Annotated in this window: 16 protein-coding genes; 8 read left to right on the top strand and 8 right to left on the bottom strand. The window is 68.5% G+C overall.

Features of this window, described 5'->3' with window-relative positions; all coding sequences use genetic code 11:
• Window positions 1-262: 262 nt before the first annotated feature.
• The gene (locus ACE37B_RS08990; protein ID WP_409922986.1) at window positions 263-1213 is read left to right on the top strand and encodes a type IV toxin-antitoxin system AbiEi family antitoxin domain-containing protein; all 951 of its coding nucleotides are present in this window, start codon (window positions 263-265) and stop codon (window positions 1211-1213) included.
• A 109-nt stretch (window positions 1214-1322) separates the two neighbouring features.
• Here ACE37B_RS08990 and ACE37B_RS08985 read toward each other — a convergent pair whose 3' ends face one another.
• Window positions 1323-2207 (bottom strand): DNA-formamidopyrimidine glycosylase family protein, encoded by an 885-nt coding sequence (locus ACE37B_RS08985; RefSeq protein WP_409922985.1) that lies wholly within the window; start codon window positions 2205-2207, stop codon window positions 1323-1325.
• 123 nt (window positions 2208-2330) lie between these two features.
• Entirely contained in the window at window positions 2331-2732 is a 402-nt protein-coding gene (locus ACE37B_RS08980) for an SCP2 sterol-binding domain-containing protein (RefSeq protein WP_409922984.1), read from the bottom strand.
• Between the two features lie 200 nt (window positions 2733-2932).
• Here ACE37B_RS08980 and ACE37B_RS08975 point away from each other — a divergent pair, with 200 nt between their 5' ends.
• Window positions 2933-3622, top strand: a complete 690-nt coding sequence (locus ACE37B_RS08975) for a hypothetical protein (protein ID WP_409922983.1) — start codon at window positions 2933-2935, stop codon at window positions 3620-3622.
• A 208-nt stretch (window positions 3623-3830) separates the two neighbouring features.
• Window positions 3831-4649, top strand: a complete 819-nt coding sequence (locus ACE37B_RS08970; protein ID WP_409922982.1) for a DUF3097 family protein — start codon at window positions 3831-3833, stop codon at window positions 4647-4649.
• 134 nt (window positions 4650-4783) lie between these two features.
• On the opposite strand, the gene ACE37B_RS08965 is transcribed toward ACE37B_RS08970, so the two are convergent.
• Both ACE37B_RS08965 and ACE37B_RS08960 read right to left on the bottom strand, forming a co-directional pair.
• Entirely contained in the window at window positions 4784-5365 is a 582-nt protein-coding gene (locus tag ACE37B_RS08965; RefSeq protein WP_409922981.1) for a sigma-70 family RNA polymerase sigma factor, read from the bottom strand.
• Between the two features lie 149 nt (window positions 5366-5514).
• Window positions 5515-6231 (bottom strand): glycerophosphodiester phosphodiesterase, encoded by a 717-nt coding sequence (locus ACE37B_RS08960; protein ID WP_409922980.1) that lies wholly within the window; start codon window positions 6229-6231, stop codon window positions 5515-5517.
• Between the two features lie 27 nt (window positions 6232-6258).
• Between ACE37B_RS08960 and ACE37B_RS08955 the strand changes: the two genes are divergently transcribed.
• A complete protein-coding gene (locus ACE37B_RS08955) occupies window positions 6259-9498 on the top strand; it encodes a BTAD domain-containing putative transcriptional regulator (RefSeq protein ID WP_409923661.1) in 3240 nt (1079 codons plus the stop codon).
• Here ACE37B_RS08955 and ACE37B_RS08950 read toward each other — a convergent pair.
• Complete coding sequence (locus ACE37B_RS08950) at window positions 9479-10867, bottom strand: hypothetical protein (protein ID WP_409922979.1); 1389 nt, start codon at window positions 10865-10867, stop codon at window positions 9479-9481. The two genes, ACE37B_RS08955 and ACE37B_RS08950, sit on opposite strands and share 20 nt — an antisense overlap.
• A gap of 111 nt (window positions 10868-10978) precedes the next feature.
• Here ACE37B_RS08950 and ACE37B_RS08945 point away from each other — a divergent pair, with 111 nt between their 5' ends.
• The 3 genes from ACE37B_RS08945 (at window position 10979) to ACE37B_RS08935 (ending at window position 15815) form a co-directional block, all read left to right on the top strand.
• Window positions 10979-12118 (top strand): CHAT domain-containing protein, encoded by a 1140-nt coding sequence (locus ACE37B_RS08945; RefSeq protein WP_409922978.1) that lies wholly within the window; start codon window positions 10979-10981, stop codon window positions 12116-12118.
• A 35-nt stretch (window positions 12119-12153) separates the two neighbouring features.
• Window positions 12154-12975: a hypothetical protein gene (locus ACE37B_RS08940; protein WP_409922977.1), complete on the top strand. Its 822-nt coding sequence runs from the start codon at window positions 12154-12156 to the stop codon at window positions 12973-12975.
• A gap of 128 nt (window positions 12976-13103) precedes the next feature.
• Window positions 13104-15815: a hypothetical protein gene (locus ACE37B_RS08935; protein ID WP_409922976.1), complete on the top strand. Its 2712-nt coding sequence runs from the start codon at window positions 13104-13106 to the stop codon at window positions 15813-15815.
• A gap of 203 nt (window positions 15816-16018) precedes the next feature.
• On the opposite strand, the gene ACE37B_RS08930 is transcribed toward ACE37B_RS08935, so the two are convergent.
• Window positions 16019-16195 carry a twin-arginine translocase TatA/TatE family subunit gene (locus ACE37B_RS08930; protein ID WP_409922975.1) on the bottom strand — a complete coding sequence of 59 codons (177 nt, stop codon included), beginning with the start codon at window positions 16193-16195 and terminating at the stop codon, window positions 16019-16021.
• Window positions 16196-16399: 204 nt separating this feature from the next.
• The gene (locus ACE37B_RS08925) at window positions 16400-17401 is read right to left on the bottom strand and encodes a hypothetical protein (RefSeq protein ID WP_409922974.1); all 1002 of its coding nucleotides are present in this window, start codon (window positions 17399-17401) and stop codon (window positions 16400-16402) included.
• Window positions 17402-17638: 237 nt separating this feature from the next.
• Here ACE37B_RS08925 and ACE37B_RS08920 point away from each other — a divergent pair, with 237 nt between their 5' ends.
• Complete coding sequence (locus ACE37B_RS08920) at window positions 17639-18580, top strand: type IV toxin-antitoxin system AbiEi family antitoxin domain-containing protein (RefSeq protein WP_409922973.1); 942 nt, start codon at window positions 17639-17641, stop codon at window positions 18578-18580.
• A gap of 63 nt (window positions 18581-18643) precedes the next feature.
• Here the strand turns inward: ACE37B_RS08920 and ACE37B_RS08915 are convergent, their stop codons facing one another.
• Window positions 18644-20731 (bottom strand): sodium-translocating pyrophosphatase, encoded by a 2088-nt coding sequence (locus ACE37B_RS08915; RefSeq protein WP_409922972.1) that lies wholly within the window; start codon window positions 20729-20731, stop codon window positions 18644-18646.
• Window positions 20732-20906 lie beyond the last annotated feature (175 nt).

Raw genomic sequence — 20906 nt, 5'->3', positions numbered from 1 at the left:
GCGGTCGCGCCAGCTCTCATCGCGGACGCAGGTTGTCGGTCGCGATGAGAATCGGCGGGACGGGGTCGCGTCGGTTCTCATCGCTCCTGGGTGGGGCTGGGCTCGGCTGGGGTGGGGTGCGGCGTGTCCGGGATCTCGCGGTCGTGGGTAGGTTCGTCGTCACCGACTTCCTTCGTTCGTGACGCCTTCGTCACCTGCAGATTCCATGCGATTGGAGCGGCCCGACAGGGCCAGCGACGTCGCCGCCTCTGGAGGTTTCGTCATGGCGCACTTCCCACCCGCCGTCCTCGCCCATTTCGCCCGATGTCACGGCATCGCCGGTACGCAGCAGCTCCGTGACCTGGGAATGAGCGACCATCTCATCCGCTCGATGCGCGAGGCCGGCAACCTCGAGCGTGTCGTCGAGGGGGTGTATCGGCTCCCGGCGATTCCCCTGGACGAGTACGCCCGATGTGTCGCGATGTCGGTCCGGCATCAAGACGCGACCATCTCCGGTCCGACGGCGGGGCGTCTGTGGGGGTTCCGCCGTCTGCCCAGCGACCAGCGGATTCATCTGATCGTCTCTCCGGCGAGCCAACACTGCGTCGAGTCATGGGTGCGTCAATACCGAACGGCGGCCATCCACGAGCACGACCGGGTGTTCCGACCGGACGGGATCGTGGTCACCTCGCGAGCGCGAACCGCGCTCGATCTCGCCCGGGTACTCGACGGGCCGAGTCTGCTGTCGGTCATCGAACAGGCCGCAGCCGACGGCGGGCTCACGCGTCAGGAACTCCGAGCTGTCGCGGTGGACTGGCTTTCGCCACAGAGGCCGTGGCTCCGCCGCTATCTCGAGTTGGTCAACCGTCGTCTGCCCGGAGGCCCGGCCGAGTCGCATGCCGAAGTCCGAGTGGGGGACCTGATGCGACGCCGGAGCATCTCCGGGCTCGAGCGGCAGTATTCGATCGACCTTCCCGGCTATGGGCCGGCGCGCTTCGACCTGGCCGTACCGAGCCTGTGCTGGGCCATCGAGATCGACCTCTTCCCGACCCATCGCGAGACGATCGGGCGGCGTGCCGACGAGCACCGGGATCGCTGCGCCGCGACAGTGGGCTGGTCGGTCACGCGCCTCGGCACCGCTGATCTCGATGTCACCGATGGTGCGCTCGGCACCCGTCTTCTGGGCGAGTACCGACGCCGCCGAGCAGCCCGCCACCCGGTCGATAGGCGATGAGGATCGACGTGGACGGGTCGCGTGGGTTCTCATCGCCCGGGGGTGGGGGTGGCTGGCGATGAGGATCGGTGCCTTCGGGGTTCTCATGGGGGTGGGGCGGATCGACGGCCTACTTGAGGAACTTGCTGGTGGTGTTGTCGGCGAGGATCTTGCCGCCGGTCTGGCAGCGAGGGCAGTAGTTGACGGTGTACCCCGAGTATTCGACCGAGCGGATCGTGTCGGGTTCGTGTTCGCCCGCCTCGCCACGTGGGCACGGATCACCGGTTCGACCGTGCACGTTGCTGAGCCGGTCTTTGGATGCGCTCATGTCGGAACGGCTGCGCTCGTAGGCCAGGCCATCCTCGACGCACACGGCGATCGCATCGACCACGCGGGCTGCTCCGTCGGCGCCGAGCGACTTGGTCGTCGCGAACGGAGAGATCCGGGCTTGCCAGCACACTTCGTTGGCGAGGCGTCGGCCGATCCCTGCGACGCAGCGCTGGTCGCGCAGGAACCCGTGGATGCGCATCGACCGATCGGCGAACCGGTCCGCCAGTTCCGCAGCCGAGGCGTCGCACGCTTCGGGACCGAGTGGTGCGAGCGGCGGCTGGGTGTCGATGTCGCCAGGTGCGACGCACCAGATTCCGGCACGGCGCTCGGTTCCCTGCTCGGTGAGCAAGAGCGCCGTCTCGTCGATGCTGCCGTCGGGCAACTCAAGCGGCTCCCATTCGATACGGGCCTGACCACCTCGCGGCTTCTTCGAGCGCTTCGTGTCGGGAAGGAGTCGTCCCCCTTGCATCAGGTGGACCACCATCGTGAGCGGTTCGAAGTGCAACAGGAGATACTTGCCGCGACGTCCGATCGACTGGAGGGTGGCCCCGTAGGCGGCGTCCGGCGGCGGGACTGCGGTCTTGAGCGCCGTGAAGTTCAGCGGCTGGAACCGGGCGAGCGTCCGCCCGACGAACTGATCGGAGAGTCGTTCGGCGTGCGCTTGGATCTCCGGCATCTCCGGCATGTCACCGACGCTACTCGTCGAGTCACCCGCGGCGGTTCGTGGCCGCTCCTCGCAGCAGCGGTTCGTCGCTGCGGTGAGTGGCTACTCCTCGCAGCGGCGGTTCGCAGCTGGGATTCGGGGCAGTTACTCGTAGCGGGTGCGGTCGCGAACGGCGCCGAACACTGCGTCGAGCGCACCGAACACCGGCTGGGAGTCGAGGAGCTTCTGTTGGTCGCCGAACAGACGAATGTGGCCGTTGATGAAGGCTTCCTGGGCATTGAGTTCGCCGGTGGCGACGGCGACCGCGGTCGACCACGACTGCTCCATCTTGACGTGCTCTGGGTCGGCGGGTCCGGCTCCGAACGTGGCGTGTCCATCGCCGACGACGAGGTGATACGTCACATCACCTTCGGGTCCGTCGCTGACGATCTGCGTCACCCCGATCGAGTGCTGGTTCGCGATGTCTCGGATGTGTTCGCTCGCCGCGACCTCGGCCGACAGGGCGTTGATCCACTCGAGGCTGAGATAGCGCAATTCGTTCGACACGCACCACAGTCTGCCGGATCGTTCGACGTTCGGAACTCGCGGCGATGCACCGTCACGCCGGCCGCCGTGCCAACCCCCACCCAGCCCCCGTGTCGGTTGCCGACCGGCCGTCAGCCGGCCGGGGCTGCCACGTCGTCGCTCGAGCGGTCGACGGCAGCGCGAGGGAGGCCGCCCTCGCGCTGCCGCCTAACCTGCACGGCGTGGCGAACCCCGGGCCAGATCCGACCTGGACCGACCGTCGCCATCCCGATGCTCGTGTCGAGGAATGGGTGTTCGCCGCCTGGACCCCCGAGGCGTCGGTCGGCGTGATCTCCGGGCACCGGATCATCGGCTCGGTCGCGTGGTACTGGGCGGCACTCGGGCGCGTCGGTCGACCGCTGTTGCACATCACCGATTTCGAGGTGCCGGTGCGCGCCGATCCGTTCATCATGAAGGGCGAGGCGATGTGGGCGGAGCACTTCTGCGACGCGCCGATGGAGCAGTGGACGATCGGCAACGAGACCTACGCCGCGTCGCTCGACGATCCGACGGAAGCGCTCGGCCGGGCCTACGGCGATCCCACACCTATCGCCTTCGATCTGGAGTGGTATGCGACGAGTGGCCCGAGCCGCGTCGACGATCTCGCCGGCGCCGACGACGGCTATCAGCAGGTCGGGGTCGTCCACGGGGCGATCGAGGTGCTGGGTGAGGAGACGATCGAGTTCGCAGAGGTTCCGGCGCACCGCTGGCATCGCTGGTCACCGGTGAGCGACCCGCTGTTGCTCGACCCGCTCGCGTTGCCGGTGGCTCGCGCACACACGGGCGTCCGCGCACCGTTCCGGTTTCCGGACGCGACCGTGCTCGACCTGGTCCTCGACCCGAGCGGCTGGCACCGACGCCCGTCCTCGTAGCGAGTTGGCGGGTTCGCACTCGTCGCGCTCGGTGGCCACGGCCTCGGCGCTCCGGCCCCGGCGCCCGGCCCCGGCGCCCGGCCCCGGCGCCCGGCCCCGGCGCCCAGGCCCCGGCGCCCAGGGCCCGCGCTCTGGGCTCGCTGCTCGACGGTGCTGCGGGTGCCGCGGCGCGGCGTCGGGCGCGTGGCAAGCTCGATGGTCGATCGACATGGGTTACAGCACCGACGTACTCGACGACTTCGAGCAGCAGAAGCGAGCCCCCCGCTACCCCGACGTCGTCGTCGAGATGGGCATGCTCATCGAGGATCGCTCGAGCCACTTCACCGGCGTCGTCGTGCGCTGGAGTGCCGAGGGCGTCACGCTGCAGGACCGCCACGACTACGTGCGCCACTTCGGTTGGAAGCCGGGCGGGTTCCTCATCGAGGGCGCCCCGGTGACGCTGGTGCGCCCGGCGAAGGTCGCGATTGCCACGCAGCGGATCACCGCGTCGGGCTCCATCGCCGGTGACGGACGCGCCAAGGTGGCTCGTGCGAGCCGAATCTGGGTGGAAGGCAAACACGATGCCGAACTCCTCGAGCATGTCTGGGGTGACGACCTGCGCGAGCTCGGCATCGTCGTCGAGCCGTTGCACGGTGCCGACGATCTGGCCGCGGCGGTCGCCGAGTTCCAGCCTGCTGCTCACCGGCGTCTCGGTGTGCTCCTCGACCACCTCGTCGCGGGCAGCAAGGAGTCACGCATCGCTGCGACCGTGAACGACCCGAACGTGTTGATCACCGGGCATCCGTTCGTCGACGTGTGGGCCGGGATCCGCCCGAAGGTGCTCGGACTCGACGAGTGGCCGGAGGTTCCGTTCGATCCGAACGTCACCTGGAAAGAGGGGATGTGTGCAGCGCTCGGCGTCCGCTTCGATGGCTTCTGGCCGACGCTGCGCAATCGGGTCGCCACGTTCGCCGATCTCCGTCCGGAACTGATCGGCGCCGTCGAGCAGCTCATCGACTTCGTCGCCGAGGCCGCCGAGCACGACTGACTCCGGGCGCGTCACGGCTGGTGCCTGACCCCGGGCGTTCGGGCGCGGAGACGGCGAGTGGTCGTCGACGCGATCCGGTGGCGGGCCCTCCGCCGACGTGGTTCGGGTGAGCCTGGCGAAGCCCATGATGGAGGTCATCGCTCGCCGTCGTTCGTGAGTCGTCGGACCGTCGAGAGGCCGCGACTCGCATGGGTCTTGACCGAGCCGGCGCTGATCGACAGCAGCCGCGCCGTCTCGCGTTCGGACATGTCGAACACGTGGCGCAGCGCGACGACTTGGCGTTGGCGCTGCGGCAGGTCGGTGATCGACTCCCAGAGCCGCCGGGCCTCCAGCCGATGCAGCGCCTCGTCGGCTGCGTCGCGACTCGTCGCCGGCGGGCGGGTGGGACGATGCCGGTCCGAGAGCTGCCGTCGACGCAGCACGGAGCGGGCTTCGTTGATCACGATCGAGCGCAGATACGACAGTTCCTTGCCCGGAGCCGGGGGCCGCTGCAGTGCCACGAAACGGCTGAACGCTTCCTGTACCACTTCCTCGGCGCTGTGGGTGGTGTCGACGAGGCGGCGAGCCAGGTGGCACAGCTCGCCGAATCGTTCGCGGTAGATCGACTCGACGAAGTCGGGCCACGCCATCGCCGCGCCGCCAACGAGGCTCCCGTCGCAGGCGGATCGTCGCGGTGAGGCCGCCAGGTCGGCGGGTTCGGTTTCGAGTGCGGACATCGTGGAGCTCCTGAGGATCGACGGCTGGATCGAGGTGACGAGCACCACGATCGAGCAGTCGGGTTTCCACGGAGCTTCCAGCCCGAGCGCGCCTGCGTGTGGGACTCGCAGGAGTCTCCGCGCAGCGTCGGCTCGGGCGCAGCGGAGCGTCAGATGGTGCGTTGCGCGACCGCGCCGGCGACGGCGAGGTAGTCGTCGACGATCAGGGCGACGACCCCTCGATCGACCAGACGGCTGGCCTCGGCGCCGTCGTTCACGGTCCACACCTGCACGGCGCGTCCCCGCCGGACGTGGTGGTTCACCACGCGTCCGCTGGCGAGCTTGGAGAACACCTGGACACCGTCGGCGCTGCACGTTCGCCACGGCTGGAGCGCAACCCCGATCAAGGCTCCTTCGAGCAGCGACGCGTTGGTGGAGAGATCGGGAAAGCGGCGTCGCAGACGTCGGAGCACCCTCGTGTGGAACGGTGCGCTGATACACAGCAGGTGTCGGGCGGGGTGGAGTTCGATCAGCTCGACAAGGCGCTGTTCACAGCGGGCGCTCTTCAGTTCGATGTTCCATCGAGCGTCCGGATACGCAGCGATCAATTCGCTCAGGGTCGGGACGTCGTCCAGGCGAGCTCGGACCGCCTCGAGGGTCCCCGACTCGAGTCGCGGTGTGCGGCCGAACACGGCGTGCATCGACAGCAGGGCCCCGTCGGCGGCGGGGACGACGTCGACCTGGAACGCTCGGAAGCCGAGTTCGTGGGCGCGGCGGTACGCGGTCCAGGTGCCCGACACCGCGCCCGACGCGGTGTCGCCCCCGTGACTGATGAGCAGCGGTGCCGTCGTGGCCGACCAGAAGCGTCCGATGTCGGGCACGTCCATGCCACATGGTTAGCCTTGGCGCTGGTGATGACACAACCCGCGCGCACCGCCGGCGCAGAAGGTGCGAGCGGCGGTGACCGTGATGCCGATGCTGATGCTGATGCTGATGCCGGCGCTGATGCTGATGCCGGCGCAGGGGTGCTCGACGTGCGGGTGTTCGGATCGAGCCGGGTCATCGTCGACGGCAACGAGGTCGATCTGGGCCGCCGGCAGGTCAAGCAGCTGGTCGCCGGGCTCGCGCTGCACTCCGGTCGTTCGGTCACGGTCGATGCGCTGATCGAGATGCTGTGGTCGGGCGAGTTGCCGGCCAACCCACGCCGCGCGTTGAACGTCGCGCTGTCCCGGCTGCGCGCCTCGTTGGGGCCGATGGCGGATCGGCTGGTTCACGAGACCGACGCGTATCGGCTGGATGCGGATCGGCTCGACGTCGACCGCTTCGAGGAGGCGATCGTGGCGGCTCGCGAGGCCGCCGACGCCGAGGCTGCGGCGTTGCTGTCGGACGCCCTCGATTCCTGGGTCGGTGAACCGTTCGGCGACTGTGCCGACGCCGCGGCGTCCTCGGCCCGCCGATCGGCGCTGTCCGAGCTGCGATGGTTCGCAGCGACCCGCCTCTGCGAGCTGTGGAATGCCGCTGCCCGCCATGAGGATGCCGCCGAGCTGTCGGCGTCGTTCCTCGACGCCGACGTGGTCCGAGAGCGCCTCGTCGCGGTGCACGCTGCGGCCCTCGCAGCGTGCGGCCGACGCTCCGAAGCGCTACGTGTGCTCGCCGCCGCCGCTTCCACGCTTCGTGCCTCCGGTCTGTCGCCGTCACCGGCGCTCGCCGACCTCGAGCACGCGATCCTGGTCGGCGCCGTCGATCTCGATCCGGTCGCGCTCACGTCGGTCGGAGGTGAGGCGTCCGCGTTCGGCGGCCGGGGCGCGGAGCTGACCCGTCTCGAACAGATCCGCCCTGGCGAGACGATCGCCGTCGTCGGCGAAGGCGGCATCGGCAAGTCGACTCTGCTCGCGCGTTTCGAGGAGTCCCGTCGGGCGAGCGGAGCGCGGGTCGTCAGAGTCGAGGTCTCGCCGCATCCCACGCGACCGCTCGACGCGATCGCCGCGCTGTGCGAGGCGGTCGCCGAGTGGGCGCCGCCCGACGAGCGAGCGGCATCCGCGGTGGCCCGCGTCTGCCCAGGCCTCGGGGTGCCGACCGGAGGCCGACTCGGTCGCGACGAACTGATCGACGGACTGACCGGCTTTCTGCAGGCGGCGTCCGACACGGTGATGATCCTCGACGATGCTCATTGGCTCGACGCCGGGTCTGCCGACATCGTCGAACGGCTGGCGACCGACGGCATCACCACCATCGTGCTCGGTCTGAGGCCCAGCGATTCACCACGGCTTCGTGCGCTGGTCGACCACGTCGCGGAGACGTCGACGATCCGGCTCGGGGGTCTGGCGCTCGACGACATCAGCGAGGTGCTGTCGTCGGCCTCGCTCGGTCGGATCCCGCCGGGCGCGGCGGAGCGACTCCTCGAGCAGACGGCCGGCAACGCCCTGTTCGTCCGGCTCCTCGTCGCCGACGTGGCCGAAGCCGGCGTCCTGCAGTCCGAGTTGTCGTCGTCGATCCTGGTCGCGGTCCGGAATCGACTCGATCCGCTGAGTCGATCGACGCTCGAGACCCTCGACGTCGCGGCGTTGCTCGGCCAGGAGTTCGACATGCAACCGCTGCGTCAGCTCCGCGCGAATGCCGACGCCGAACTGTTCGCTGCCGCCGATGCCGGCCTCGTGTCGCTCGACCGCGGTGCCGACACCGGGCGATTCGTCCACGCGCTGATCGCCGACGCCTGCCGTCAACTCCTCGCCTCTGGCCGTCGAGTCGCGTTACACGACGAGATCGGGCGCTCGCTCGAGTCGGGAGGAGCGTCGGCGATCGAGGTGTCGATGCACTACCGAGAGGCCGCCGATCTCGACCCGGACCGGGCGATCTGGTCGACGCTCGACGCGGCGGGTGAGGTCATCGGCGTGTTCGACTGGGAGAGCGCTCGCGAGCTGATCTCGTCGGCTCAGGACCTCGCCGACCGCTACGACGTCGGCGACGATGCGTTGACGGCAGAGATCACGGTCCGGCGCGGTGTCGTCGAGAGTGCACTCGGCAGTCCCGGGTACGTCGAGCTGTTGATCGACGGCTGTGAACGGGCCAGGGAGGCCGACAGCGCCGAGTTGTTCGCGGTCGCCGCAGCCGAGCTGTGTGGCTTCGGTGCCACCACCGGAACCGGAGCGGCCGACGGCGGGATCGTCGCGCTCGTCGAGGAGGCGTTGGCCCTCGACCTCCCGCCCATCATGCGCGCCGAGCTGTGCGTGCGCGCCGCGCCGCTGTTCAGCGCGACTCGCGACGCGGCCGTCGGTCGCCGGCTGTATCGAGAGGGATGGGACCTGTCGTTCGTGCTGGGTCACGACGAGTTGGAACGGTCGGTGCTCGAGAACGCCCATCTGGGCTTCGCCCACCCGGACGACTTCGACCTGCTCGGCCTCGCAGGCGAACGCATGGCCATGCTCGCCGATGGCGACGCCGACCTGATCTGGGAGTCGGCGTTCATCGGCTTCCAACGAGCGTGCGTCCTGGGCGATCCCGATCGCGCGACGGCCGCACTCGACACGATGCGCGACATGGTCGACGCGGTGCGCCGCCGCCCTCGCGACTTCGGGATGGCGTTCTCCGAGTCGGCGTGGGGGTCGCTCACCGGCGACATCGCGCACGCAGAGTCGGCGGCCGAGCAGGCGCTCGCGATCGGCATGGAGCGGTTCGACGCGAGCTGGGCGACGACCGTGTTCGGTCTGTTGCTGCTCAGCGCTCGCCAACAGCAGGGACGCAGCGCCGAGTTGCACGACGTCGTGCAGGACCTCGTCGCCGGGTCGCCCGACTACGTGCCGTACCGAGCGGTCTCGTCGATGCTGGCCACCGAGCAGGGCGACGCCGATGCTGCTCGCCGAGAGCTCGACGCGTTGATGCGGCGAGGCTTCGATGGCGTCGAGCGTGACCTGCACTTCACGTCGATCCTCACCCTGCTCGCGCCCGCCGTGGCGACGGTCGGGACAGCGGGGGAGCGTTCCGAACTGCAGGCCCTGCTGCTGCCGTACACGGGTCGGATGAGTTGGAACGGGGCGTCGAGCAATGGTCCCATCGACGGGGCGTTGGCGCAGTTGGCGGCCGTCGACGGTGACGCCGCTGCCGCGGCGGCGTTCCAGCGCGCTGCCGACGAACTCGTCAGTCGCTTCCGGCGTTGACCGGGTCGTCGTCGCGTGGGGTGCCGCGTGGGTCGTCGTTGCGTGGGGTGCCCAGGCGTGACGTGCCCGGGCCCTCCCAGATCTCGCGAAGGCGACCGCCGGTGGACAGTCGCTGGTCGAGCCAGTCGAGTCCTTCGGTCACCCGAGCGACCGTGAGACCCCGCCGCACTTCCAGCGTCGACACGAACCCGACGACGATCCCGAGATCGACCGTTCGCTCGTTCAACGAGAACAGGCCCATGACCGACACGTCCTGTTGGAGTTCGCCGAGTCGCGCCCGCTCCGGTGAGGCGAGCCGATCGTCGCCCGCGGCATCCGACGCCGCGGATCCGTCGCGGAAGACGGCGGTGCTCGGCGGCCTCGACGCGGGGAGTTCGTTCGGCGACCAGACGCGGGCGTAGCGGCCAGGTCCGAGGTCGATCAGGTCGTTGACGTACGTGGCCTCGAGGCTCACCTTCAGCCATCTCGAGATCAGGAGCGTCGTGCTGAGCGAACGTGCCAATTGGCCGAGGCGTGAATCGGACTGGAGGTGGCGCACGGCGTCGACCGCGAACCAGTCTCCGTCGTTGCGCCAGGTGTCGCTGGGTCGTCGTCGGATCTGTGTCGTGGCGACCTGTTCTCCGAAGCCGCCCGACACGCCCCCGTCGACGAGGAGTTCGCGACGGAACTCGCCCGGAGCGCGCACCTGACCGAGTCCGGGCAGTGCCGTCGAAGCCGCGACGGCGTCGCTGATCCGGTACCCGGACGACAGTGCTGCTCCGTACGCCGGCTCGAACGGTGTCTCGCCACCGACCACGAAGTAGTACGGCACCCCCGAGCTGAGTCCCGACGCGCACATGATGTGGCGCCGTTTGCCCGGCGCGGTGTCGAGCGGTCGCGCTGCGTCGGTGACGACCTCGAGGACGTCGCGCTGGTAGCGGGCGACGAGACGCCGCGCGACGCCGATGACCACCGGCGCGACCGTCACCCCGACGAGCAGCGCCCACGGGCTCGACGCCAGCTGGTCGGGACCGACCACGCCACCCGCGGCGAGGACCGCCCAGACGGCGACCGCCGCGACGGTGAGCAGTCCCGTGGTGAGCGCGAGTCGTCTCGGTGTGCGATGGGGGAGGAGCCCGTCGCCGGCCAACCGGCGCCGGAGATCAGCGAGGACGCCGAGGGTCTCCCCGTTGGTGGCGCTCGGGTGGGCGGCGAGCGTGCCGTTGAGAATCGAGCCGCCGCTGACGGAGACGACCTCGTTCACGTCGCTCCACCGATCGGTCGCGCCGGCATCCGGCGGCGCCGTCTCCTCTGACCAGAGGAAGTACCCGACAGCGCCCATCGCCCCGAGCGTCGCTCGATGGCTTCCGCCCGACAACAGCAGTCTCATCGTCGTACCTCGTCCATCGGTGCGGTGTCGTCCACGATGCGTGTCAACGCGAACGGGGGCAGATGCGTCTGGTCCAACGATGCTGCATTCGGCAACCTATCTTCTTGCGACATGACAGAACCGACGCCACGGTCCGGCGGGGGAGTGGCTCCTCCCGACCCAGCGCCGGTGCTGCTGGCGGGCGCGTCGCCGCGCGACAAGGTCGAGCTCGCGCTCGACGCCGAGTTCGACCTGATCGAGCGTGCGGTTCGACTGGGGAGTCACCGTGACCGCCTACGAATCGTGTTGAGCCACGACACCGAGACGAGCGAGTTGGTCCAGAAGATGCTCGACGACGATCCGTCGGTCGTGCACTTCTCCGGTCACGGCAACGAACGAGCCGAGTTGTACTTCGAAGACGCCGACGGTCAGTCGGTGGCCGTCGACGCGGAGACGTTGCGCCAGATGTTCGCGGCGTTCACCGGCGTCGTGCGCTGCGTGGTGTTGAACGCGTGCTACTCCGCGACGCAGGCCGAGGTGATCGCGCATCACGTCGACTGCGTGATCGGCATGTCCGATCGGGTGAGCGACGCCGCCGCGCACTCGTTCGCGTCGACGTTCTACCGACATCTCGCGAGCGGTCGCGACGCGGCGACCGCGTTCGACCTCGCCGTCGTCAACATCGACCTGGAGGGGATCCCCGAAGCGAAGACGCCGGCGCTGTTCGGACGAGAACGGGCGGCGCTGCTCGTGTTCGACGGTCGACACGTCGTCGACAAGGAGGTCACGACGACGATCGCCGCCGGTGTCGAGCCGCTGGTGCGCGAACTCTACGAGTCGGAGTATCTCCCGCTCGTCCGGCTGGCGAGCACGATCGTCGACAGCGTCTCGGTGTGCGAAGGCATCGTGCAGGAAGCCTTCACGAAGATGCTCACCACGCCGATCCCAGCGCACGCAGCAACGCTCGACGGCGTGCTGGGCGCGCTGCGCAGGCTCGTGCTCGACATCGCCCGACATCGCCGCGCCGAAGCGCTGGCGGCGACGCCGGTGCAAGGTCTCCCGACGATCGACGACGCGACGGGCGAGGCGACGAAGGCCCTGCGTGCCCTCCAGGCGCTGCCAGCGGCCGAGGCCGACGCGTTGATGCTCGGACGACTCGCTCGTCTCGACGCCACTGCGGTGGCCGCATCGCTCCGGAGCGATCCGGAACTCGAGACGAAGGTGGCGAGTGCGCTGCGAACGCTGACGAGCCTGTTGGAGCCCGCGCCGTGAACGGGACGGATCCATTGCAGGCGACCATGGAACGCATGCAGCGCGCCGTCGACGAGCGCTGGGCGAGCGTGGTCGTGTCGCCGCCACCGTTCGAGGCGATCCTCGCACGAGCGCAGGGACGCCCACCGACGCCGCCGTCGGCACCACCACTCCCGTTGCCCTCCGGAGTCCTCGGCCCGGCCACCGCACCGGCGGTGCCATCCGCGGCACCCGCGACCCCCACGGCAACGGCGAACCCCACGGCAACGGCGACCCCGCCGGCAACGGCGACCCCGCCGGTAACGGCGACCCCGCCGGTAACGGCGACCCCGCCGGTAGCGGCGACCCCGAACCCGCCGACCTCTGGTGCTGCCCTACCGACACCGGGCGCCGCGGCACCCGCGACCGGTGCTGGAACGGCGACCGCGAAGGTCGTCGGGCGAGAGGGGGGCCGCCTCCTTCGACGGCTCGCCATGCTCGCAGCGGTGGGAGCGGTCGTCGCCGTCGCCGCGCTCGGCGTGGTCATCGTGATGAGTGACGAACCGTGTGGCCCGAACTCGGCGCTCGCCGCCGAGTCGAGCGGTGAGTGTCTCAGTTTGCAGGACTCCGCTGAGGCACTGTTGGCGGCGCTGCGCAGCGGCGACGTGCCGACGTCTCGACAGTTCGTGGCCGACGACTGCTGGGGTCGGATTCCGGATGGGATCCGAGCGCTGGCAGACGGCGCCGACGTGACGGTCACGGGCGCGTCATCGGCGCGTGGCGTCGGAATCGTGTTCCTCGACATCGGCGCCATACCGGTTGCGCCGGTTCCGTTCACGTTCGCCGACGGTCGCTGGCGGCTGCGATTCTGTCCGGCGCTCTCGTTGCTCGACGGCTGACCCGTCGCTGACCGCCTCGCCGACCCGACGCCGGCGCATTCGCGTCCGAGCTGTCAACCGATTCGATGGGCTGAGCGTCTCTGGTAGCGATCGGGCGCATCGGGCGCTCGTGGATGAAGGGATCCGCCATGTTCGAAACCAAGAGGCGAGAGCCGGGCCGCGGGGCCCGTCGAGCCAAGCGCACGACGAGTGCGTTGAGCGTCTTCGCGATGTGCGCTGGAGCGGTCGTCGCGACCACGGCAGTGATGTCCGTTGCCGATGGGATCGTGTCAGCCGCGGCGCCATGCACGCTGCACACATCGATCACGAAAGGCGTCGACGACAACTTCGCCACGGCCAACGGCATCGAGGCTGCCACGCCGAGCGCCGACCATGTCGCCTTCTGGCAGAACGCGATTTCGCCGGGCCTCGGATTCGACGACTATGACGACGCCACCAACAACCAGTGGATGGCCGAGACCTTCTCGGGGTTCAACATCCCTCCGACCGAGCAGCTCTGCGACGCCACGTTGACGACCCGCATCAAGGGCACCGGGGACACCAACGACTCCTTCGGTCTCTTCTTCGTCGACCAGAACGACAACACGCAGCGCACGGCCGATGACGAGCGGTACATCATTCCTCTTTCCGTCTCGATGACAGCGCAGGACTTCACCTTCGACCTGGGCGATCTGACGTCTCCGGCAGACCCCAATGGCCAAACCGATCTCCTCCCGTTCATCCAGCAGTACGGCTACGTCGACTTCTACGTGCAAGACGACAACCAGACGGACTTCGTGAAGCTGGATCTCTACACGTCTGCGCTGATCACGATCGAGAAGACGACGAACGGCGAGGACTCTCCCGACGTGGTGCTCGGCTCGCCGATCACGTGGACGTACACCATCACCAACTACGCCGACCAACCCGCAGTCCTGTCGTCACTCGTCGACAGCGAGGAAGGAGTGATCGAGCTCAACGACTGTGAGAGCGACGGGGTCATCCCGGCGGGTGAGTCCCTGACCTGCACGCTCACCGGCATCGCCGACTCCCTCGACTACTGCAACGACGTGGTGGCACAAGGAGTGATCGAAGGGTACGGAGAGTTCGACATCTCCGACCGCTCCTGCTACCGCGGCGTCGAGAAGTGCAGCGCCTTCGGGCCCGAGATCGTCGCTGGCACGAAGGACTCGTTCCAGGGCGTCGAGCCCGCGTCGCCGAGCGCGGCCGTGAAGGACTTCTACTCGGCCAACGGGGCGATCGGCTTCCGCGACTTCGACGATCCGGGGTCCGACCGCTTCTTCGCCCACACCTTCACCGCGCTGGAGGCTCCGATCGGCGAGCGCATCTGCCGTGCCACCGTCGCCGTGAACGTCGACTACCGACACTCCAACGACGCCGTGATCTTCCAGCTGACCGGTGAGACGACGCCGCCCGATCGGATCGACGGTGTCGTCTATGCCGCCGACATCGCCAAGTACGGCCCGACGCCCATCAACACCAAGAAGGTGCTCACCTTCGAACTCGGCGCGCTCACCGACGGGTTCGTGAACACGAACGTTCCGTCGTTGCTCGACCAGATCAACGCGGAAGGCTTCCTCGACGTCGTGGTCCAAGACGATTCCACGGTCGACTACGTGTCGATCCAGCTGTACACCGAGCAGGTCGTCGAAGCGGGATTCAACCCGCTCAACCCGGCTCGAATTCTCGACAGTCGGGTCGCGGCGAATGTGGGGCCGTTCGACACGCCATGGGGTCCCGGCGAGACACGCGCCGTGCCGGTGACCGGCGTCGGCGGCGTTCCGTCGACCGACGTCAGTGCCGTCGTGCTCAACATCACCACCGTCAACCCGTCCGCTCCGGCGTCGTGGCTGACGATCTCCCCGGCCGGCTCGACGCCGACACCGACCGCGGCGCTCAACTTCGGTCTCGCGCCGTCGGCGACCGCAGTCGTGAACGACGTCGTCGTCGCAAAGGTCGGCGACGGCGGCACCATCGACATCCGAAACGCGAACGGTGACGTGCACCTCGTGATCGAGGTGAGCGGCTACTACTCGGAGCTCGGCGGATCGGAGTTCGTCGGCATCACCCCGGTCCGTCTCCTCGACTCCCGTGCCGCCACCAACGTCGGTGAGTACGACACCGCATGGAACGCGGGAGTCGCGAGCGACCGTGACCGGTCACTCCAGATCACCGGCGAGGTCGGCGTCCCGGCGACCGGCGTCGAGGCCGTTGCGCTGAGCATCACGACGGTGAACCCGACGGCTCTGAACAACTGGCTGACGATCTATCCGACCGGTGCAACCAGAGGGCAGACCGCCTCGATGTTCTTCGGCACGAGTCCGGCGACGCGGCAGGTGGTGACCGACCTCGTCATCGCGAAGATCGGCGACGACGGACAGATCAACATCTTCAACCAGGCCGGCTCGGTCGATCTGGTCGTCGAGGTCGTCGGGTACTTCACCACCGACGTCGCCGCGGGCAGCGGGTACGTCGCGACGAGCCCGAAGCGGATCCTCGACTCGAGGCCGGCGACACAGGTCGGTCCGTTCGCCACGCCGTGGGGGATGGCTGGCACACGCACGGTGAACGTCGCTGCTCCCGGGTGTGAAGCGGTGGCATTGAACATCACCTCGGTGAAGCCGACTGCGACGTTCTCGTGGCTGTCGGTCGCCCCGAGCCCGGGGCCCGTGGACGTGTTCACCGCGGTGCACACGTTCGGCACGGCGCCGTACACCGGATCGGTGGTCAACGACCTGGTCGTGGTGACACCCGACGCCGACGGTGACATCGTGCTGTACAACCGCAGCGGGACCGTCGATCTCGTCGTCGACCGGGTGGGTGTCTTCGGCACCTGCTGATCCGATCCGGTCGGTCACGCCGAGTTCCCCACGACGAACACGTCGTGGGGAACTCGGCCGCGTACAGGGTCATGTTCGGGGGCGTCGGCGTGCCGTGACGGCTCGACGCGCGTTGCGGTTTCGGCGTCCGGTCTCGGGTTCCCGTCCCGGTTGGCGGTCGTAGGTCGCGGCGGGGCGATGTCTCGTCGACGCCGGCCGTCGGCTCAGGCGCGGGTCTGGTCGGCCGGTGCGGCCGGTGCATCCTCGTCGTCGCCCTTGAGGGCGTCTTTCAGCTCCTTCTGCGCCAGACCGAGGTTGCGGGCGAGTTTGGGGATCTGGGAGCCGCCGAACAGCAGCACGATCACCGCGATCAGAATGATTCCTTCGGGTCCACCGAGCATGATGTCTCACTTTCGTCGACGGGGCGGTCAGCCCCACTTCGTTGTCGTGTCGGCAACGCTATGGCGCGTCGCAACGACGCTGCGGGCGATGAGGGAGCAGGTCCGAGGACCAGGTCGAACTCGTCGTCTCCATGTTGCGCCTCCGTGGCCAGCCCGTCAAGGTGACGTGAGTCGTGGGTGCCGTCGCCGTCGCCGTCGCCGTCGTCACGGGCCTGGGGTGTAGACGGCGACGAGCACGATGTCGGACAGGTTCGCCGCGCCGGAGCTCGGACCGAAGATGAACCGCTGACAGACGAGGTTGAACGTGAGCTGCTGGCCTGCTGCGGCCGCAAAGCGCCGAACGCCTGACAGGCTGGCCAGGTCACCACCGACGTCGGCCATCTGGACCCCCTGGTCGTAGTCGTTGTCGATCGTCGTTCCGGTCGTGATCGAGCAGTTGTTCCCTGCGGTGGGATGATTGTCGAACAGCGTCAGCGACGACGACACCACGAAGTGGCCATTTGCGGGCGCCGTTCCGGTCAACGTCGCCACGACCCTTGTCGGTCCTACGATGCCGGGTCCGGCGCTGATGTTCGTGCTGATCGCGAACGGTTGCTGAGACTCGAGCGTGGCCAGCTTGGCCTCCGCCGACGTGACCCGCGCCTGCAAGGCGGTCGTTCTGTTCTCTGCAGCGACGAGGCGCGCCTCGAGCGAGTCGAGCGGCGTCGTGGTGTGGTAGCCGTTCACGTCGATCACGACCTGGACGTTGCCGACGTCGTTGTAGATGCGGAACGAGCCGGTCGCCGACAACTGCGTCGTCACGGCGTTCGGCGTCGGGGGTTCGCCCAGGGCGGGGTTGAGGCTGGCCGCCAGTGGGATCGAGCCGTCCGGCCAGAACGTGAGAAAGGTCTGCCTCGTCGCCGCGAGCGCGGTGACGTTGAGCGACAGGCCGACCGCGTCGGCCGGGAGTACGCATTGGCCGTTGGAGCCGTGGGCTTCGACGACCTTCGTTTCGCCGGGTCCCCACGCGGCAAGCGGCCCGACACGATTCGGCGACGGCCGAGTGTCGACGAGACGACAGGGAGAGATCGGGACGAAGGTCGCCCCGTCGTCGCTCGCCGCGCCGACGCCGATCGGCGCAGTCGTCGCAACGGCGACACACAGCGCTGCCACGACGGCGCCTACGAGCCCGACTGCCACCCCGTTCCGGCCGAATCGATCGCCCATCACGTTCTCCCTTGACCACGCTCGTCGACGCCGCTGGCCGGTGTCGACGTCGGCCAATCCTGTCACGATCGCACGATCCGCCACGCCGCTTTTCGCGCAGCGTCAACGCCGTGAACTCCATGCTGCGCCCCTGAATCTGTGAGCCCTCCGCGTCGAAACCGGCGCGGAGAACTCACAGTTCGGCGAGCGGGGTGCGGAGGAGGTGGCGAATCGCTGATCGGCGGTACGTTCGCTGCCATGTCGGACAGCGCCGTGCGCGCTGTGACCGAGCTCGCAGCCTCTCGACACAGCGTCGTCACCCGTTCTCAGGCTGCCGCACTCGGGCTCAGTCGGGCTCGAATCGCCACGTTCGTTCGCCAGGGCTGGCTGCGCGAACCGTATCCAGGAGTGCTCGTCGTCGCCGGATCCCGCTCGACGTTCGAACAACGGGTGGCAGCAGCCGTCCTCGCGGTCGATGGCGCCGCGGCGTCCCATCGCAGCGCGGCGCGGTTGCACCGCCTCGACGGTTTCGAGCGCGGATCGATCGTCGAAGTCAGCGTCGACCGGTCGCACCGCTGGCAACTGCCGGCGCCGGTGGTCACTCATCACGTACGAGATGTCGACGATCCAGACATCGTGTGCGTCGATGGAGTCGCCACGACCACGATCGCTCGGACCCTCGCCGATCTGGGCTCGGTGGTTCGGAACCGACAGCTGGTCGAGCGCGCCCTCACCGACGCTCGCCGTCGAGGCGTGAGCATCAGCCACCTGCAGGCGGTCAACGAGCGTCTCCATCGTCCCGGGCAAGCGGGAACCCGCGTCCTGCGTCGGCTGCTGGACGCCATCCCGTTCGAGGGAGAGGTGGCGGAGAGCTGGTTCGAGGAGGTCGTTCGCCGGTGCCTCGATCATCCGGCGATCCCCGACGTGATTCCCCAGTACCGCATCGTCGACGACGCGGGAAGGGTCGTCGCACGGGTCGACCTGGCGATCCCGTCGGTCAAGCTGGCGATCGAGGCGCACAGTCGGCGGTTCCACTTCGGCCCGCGCGCCGGACGGCTCGACGAGGAGCGAGACGTCCGCCTTGCCGGCCTGGGGTGGGAGGTGCTCTACGTCGGATGGCACCAGGCGAAGTCGCCCGAGTCGGTGACGCAAGCGGTCATCGACGTGGTGGCCGCCCGCCAACGCCCCGCCGAAGTGTGAGCGGACCGCGCCGATATCGGCGCGGAGGACTCACAGTTCCGGCGGGGCGGACGTGAACGAGGATCAGACGAAGGCGCTGGCGAACACCAGGCTGACGATGGTCATCACCTTGAGGAGGATGTTCATCGCCGGGCCGGACGTGTCCTTGAACGGGTCACCCACGGTGTCGCCGACCACAGCTGCCTTGTGCGGGTCGGAACCCTTACCGCCGTGGTTGCCGGCTTCGATGTACTTCTTCGCGTTGTCCCACGCGCCACCGGCGTTGGCCATGAAGATGGCGAGTGCGAAGCCCGTCACCAGCGCGCCGGCCAGCAGACCGCCGAGCGAGTCGACGTCGATGAAGCCGACGACCAGCGGGACGACCACGGCCAGCGAACCGGGGATGATCATCTCCTTGAGCGACGCTTCGGTGGAGATCGCCACGCAGCGAGCCGAGTCGGGAATCACGCCGGGCTTGCCTTCGCGCAGACCCGGAATCTCCCGGAACTGTCGACGTACTTCCTCGATCATCTGGTTGGCTGCACGGCCGACAGCATCGATCGTGAGCGCAGCGAAGAGGAACGGCAGCCCCGCACCGATGAACAGGCCGACGAACACGTCGACTTCACCGATGTCGAGGTTGAGCACCTTGTCGCCGTTCGACGCCGTGGCGACGGCGAACTCGAAGCTCTTGAACAGCGCCAGCGCCGTGAGCGCCGCCGAACCGACGGCGAAGCCCTTGGCGACAGCAGCGGTCGTGTTGCCGAGCGAATCGAGTGCGTCGGTCACCTCACGCACCGAGGGGTCCAACTCCGCCATCTCGGCGATGCCGCCAGCGTTGTCGGCGATCGGGCCGTAGGCGTCGACCGACACGACCACGCCAGTGGTCGCCAACATGCCGATGGCAGCTACGGCGATGCCGTAGAGACCGCCGAACTCAGCGTCGTCGAACGTCTGCAGACCGCCCCAGTAGGCGACGCCGACACCGACCAGGATCAGTGCCACCGACGCGAACACCGAAACCATGCCGATGCTGATGCCGGAGAGCACGGTGGTCGCCGGCCCGGTTTCGGACTGCTTGGCGATCTTCTTCACGGGGTTGAAGTGATCGGAGGTGTAGTACTCGGCGGTCTTGCCGAGCGCCCAACCGACGACGAGACCGCCGATGACCGACAGGGCCAAGCCCCACGGCTTGTCGGAGTCGCCGAAGATCCAGAACGAACCAGCGGCCACGCCGACGACGGTGATGACCATGGCCACGTTGGTGCCCATGTGGAGGGCCTTGCTCAGGGCTCGCGAATCGGTCGACTCTCCGCCCTTGACGAGGAATGAGCCGATGATCGAGGCGATCATGCCGACGAACGCAACGAACATCGGGAACACGAGCAGTTCGATCGTGCCCGCGTCGCCGGCGTCCGTCGCAGCGAGGCCGCCAGCGAACGCAACGAGCGAGATCGGAGCGATGATCGAGCCGGCGTACGACTCGAAGAGGTCGGCGCCCATGCCGGCGACGTCGCCGACGTTGTCGCCGACGTTGTCCGCGATCGTGGCGGGGTTGCGCGGGTCGTCTTCGGGGATCCCGGCTTCGACCTTGCCGACGAGGTCGGCGCCGACGTCGGCTGCCTTGGTGTAGATGCCGCCGCCGACACGGGAGAACAGTGCGATCGTCGAGGCACCGAGGCCGTAGGCCGTGACGATCTCGAACGCGTCGTCCACTTCGAAAACGGTGACGAACAAGATGTAGGTGATCATCAGGCCGAGCAGCGCCAAGCCGGCGACACAGAAGCCCATGACCGCACCGCCGCGGAACGCAACCGGGAGCGCCTTGCCGGGGCCGTGCTTGGCGGCTTCGGTGGTGCGAGCGTTGGCCATCGTGGCGACGGTCATGCCGGCGTACCCAGCTCCAGCGGAGAGCACCGCGCCCAACACATAGGTGACGGCGGCGAGCGGCGCGATGACGATCGCCAGCAGGACGGCCATGATGACGGCGAAGACGCCGACCCATTGGTATTCCTTCTGGAGGAACGCCCGAGCACCCTTTTGGATCTCGGTCATCAAGAAGACCATGCGCTCGTTTCCGGGCGGCGCGGCTTCGACGGCCTTGTAGTAGTAACCCGCCAGACCGAGCGCAGCGACTGCTGAGATCAGGGCGAGATAGGGAATGACGTCCACGGGGTGGTTCCTCCTGGGCGTTTCGGTCGACGCGTGGTTCGAGTCGAGGTGGATCGTTCCGTGGGCTTCCCCCCACGGGACCGGACCATATTGGTCGGTCGAGGATGCTACGCAGAAATCGCAGCGACCGTGCGTGACCGCGAGTGACCGCGAGTGACCGAGAGCGGCCGTTCGA

This window comes from Ilumatobacter sp. (assembly GCF_046290335.1).
Lineage (GTDB): Bacteria > Actinomycetota > Acidimicrobiia > Acidimicrobiales > Ilumatobacteraceae > Ilumatobacter_A.
This window is presented reverse-complemented; position numbering and strand designations above follow the sequence as displayed.

Excerpts from the sequence above, each read along its gene's own strand:
- ACE37B_RS08965 (WP_409922981.1), bottom strand. The coding sequence starts at position 5,365 with ATGTCCGCACTCGAAACCGAACCCGCCGACCTGGCGGCCTCACCGCGA.
- ACE37B_RS08925 (WP_409922974.1), bottom strand. The coding sequence starts at position 17,401 with ATGGGCGATCGATTCGGCCGGAACGGGGTGGCAGTCGGGCTCGTAGGC.
- ACE37B_RS08990 (WP_409922986.1), top strand. The coding sequence starts at position 263 with ATGGCGCACTTCCCACCCGCCGTCCTCGCCCATTTCGCCCGATGTCAC.
- ACE37B_RS08935 (WP_409922976.1), top strand. The coding sequence starts at position 13,104 with ATGTTCGAAACCAAGAGGCGAGAGCCGGGCCGCGGGGCCCGTCGAGCC.
- ACE37B_RS08945 (WP_409922978.1), top strand. The coding sequence starts at position 10,979 with ATGACAGAACCGACGCCACGGTCCGGCGGGGGAGTGGCTCCTCCCGAC.
- ACE37B_RS08955 (WP_409923661.1), top strand. The coding sequence starts at position 6,259 with ATGACACAACCCGCGCGCACCGCCGGCGCAGAAGGTGCGAGCGGCGGT.
- ACE37B_RS08920 (WP_409922973.1), top strand. The coding sequence starts at position 17,639 with ATGTCGGACAGCGCCGTGCGCGCTGTGACCGAGCTCGCAGCCTCTCGA.
- ACE37B_RS08960 (WP_409922980.1), bottom strand. The coding sequence starts at position 6,231 with ATGGACGTGCCCGACATCGGACGCTTCTGGTCGGCCACGACGGCACCG.
- ACE37B_RS08950 (WP_409922979.1), bottom strand. The coding sequence starts at position 10,867 with ATGAGACTGCTGTTGTCGGGCGGAAGCCATCGAGCGACGCTCGGGGCG.
- ACE37B_RS08970 (WP_409922982.1), top strand. The coding sequence starts at position 3,831 with ATGGGTTACAGCACCGACGTACTCGACGACTTCGAGCAGCAGAAGCGA.
- ACE37B_RS08940 (WP_409922977.1), top strand. The coding sequence starts at position 12,154 with ATGCAGCGCGCCGTCGACGAGCGCTGGGCGAGCGTGGTCGTGTCGCCG.
- ACE37B_RS08930 (WP_409922975.1), bottom strand. The coding sequence starts at position 16,195 with ATGCTCGGTGGACCCGAAGGAATCATTCTGATCGCGGTGATCGTGCTG.
- ACE37B_RS08985 (WP_409922985.1), bottom strand. The coding sequence starts at position 2,207 with ATGCCGGAGATGCCGGAGATCCAAGCGCACGCCGAACGACTCTCCGAT.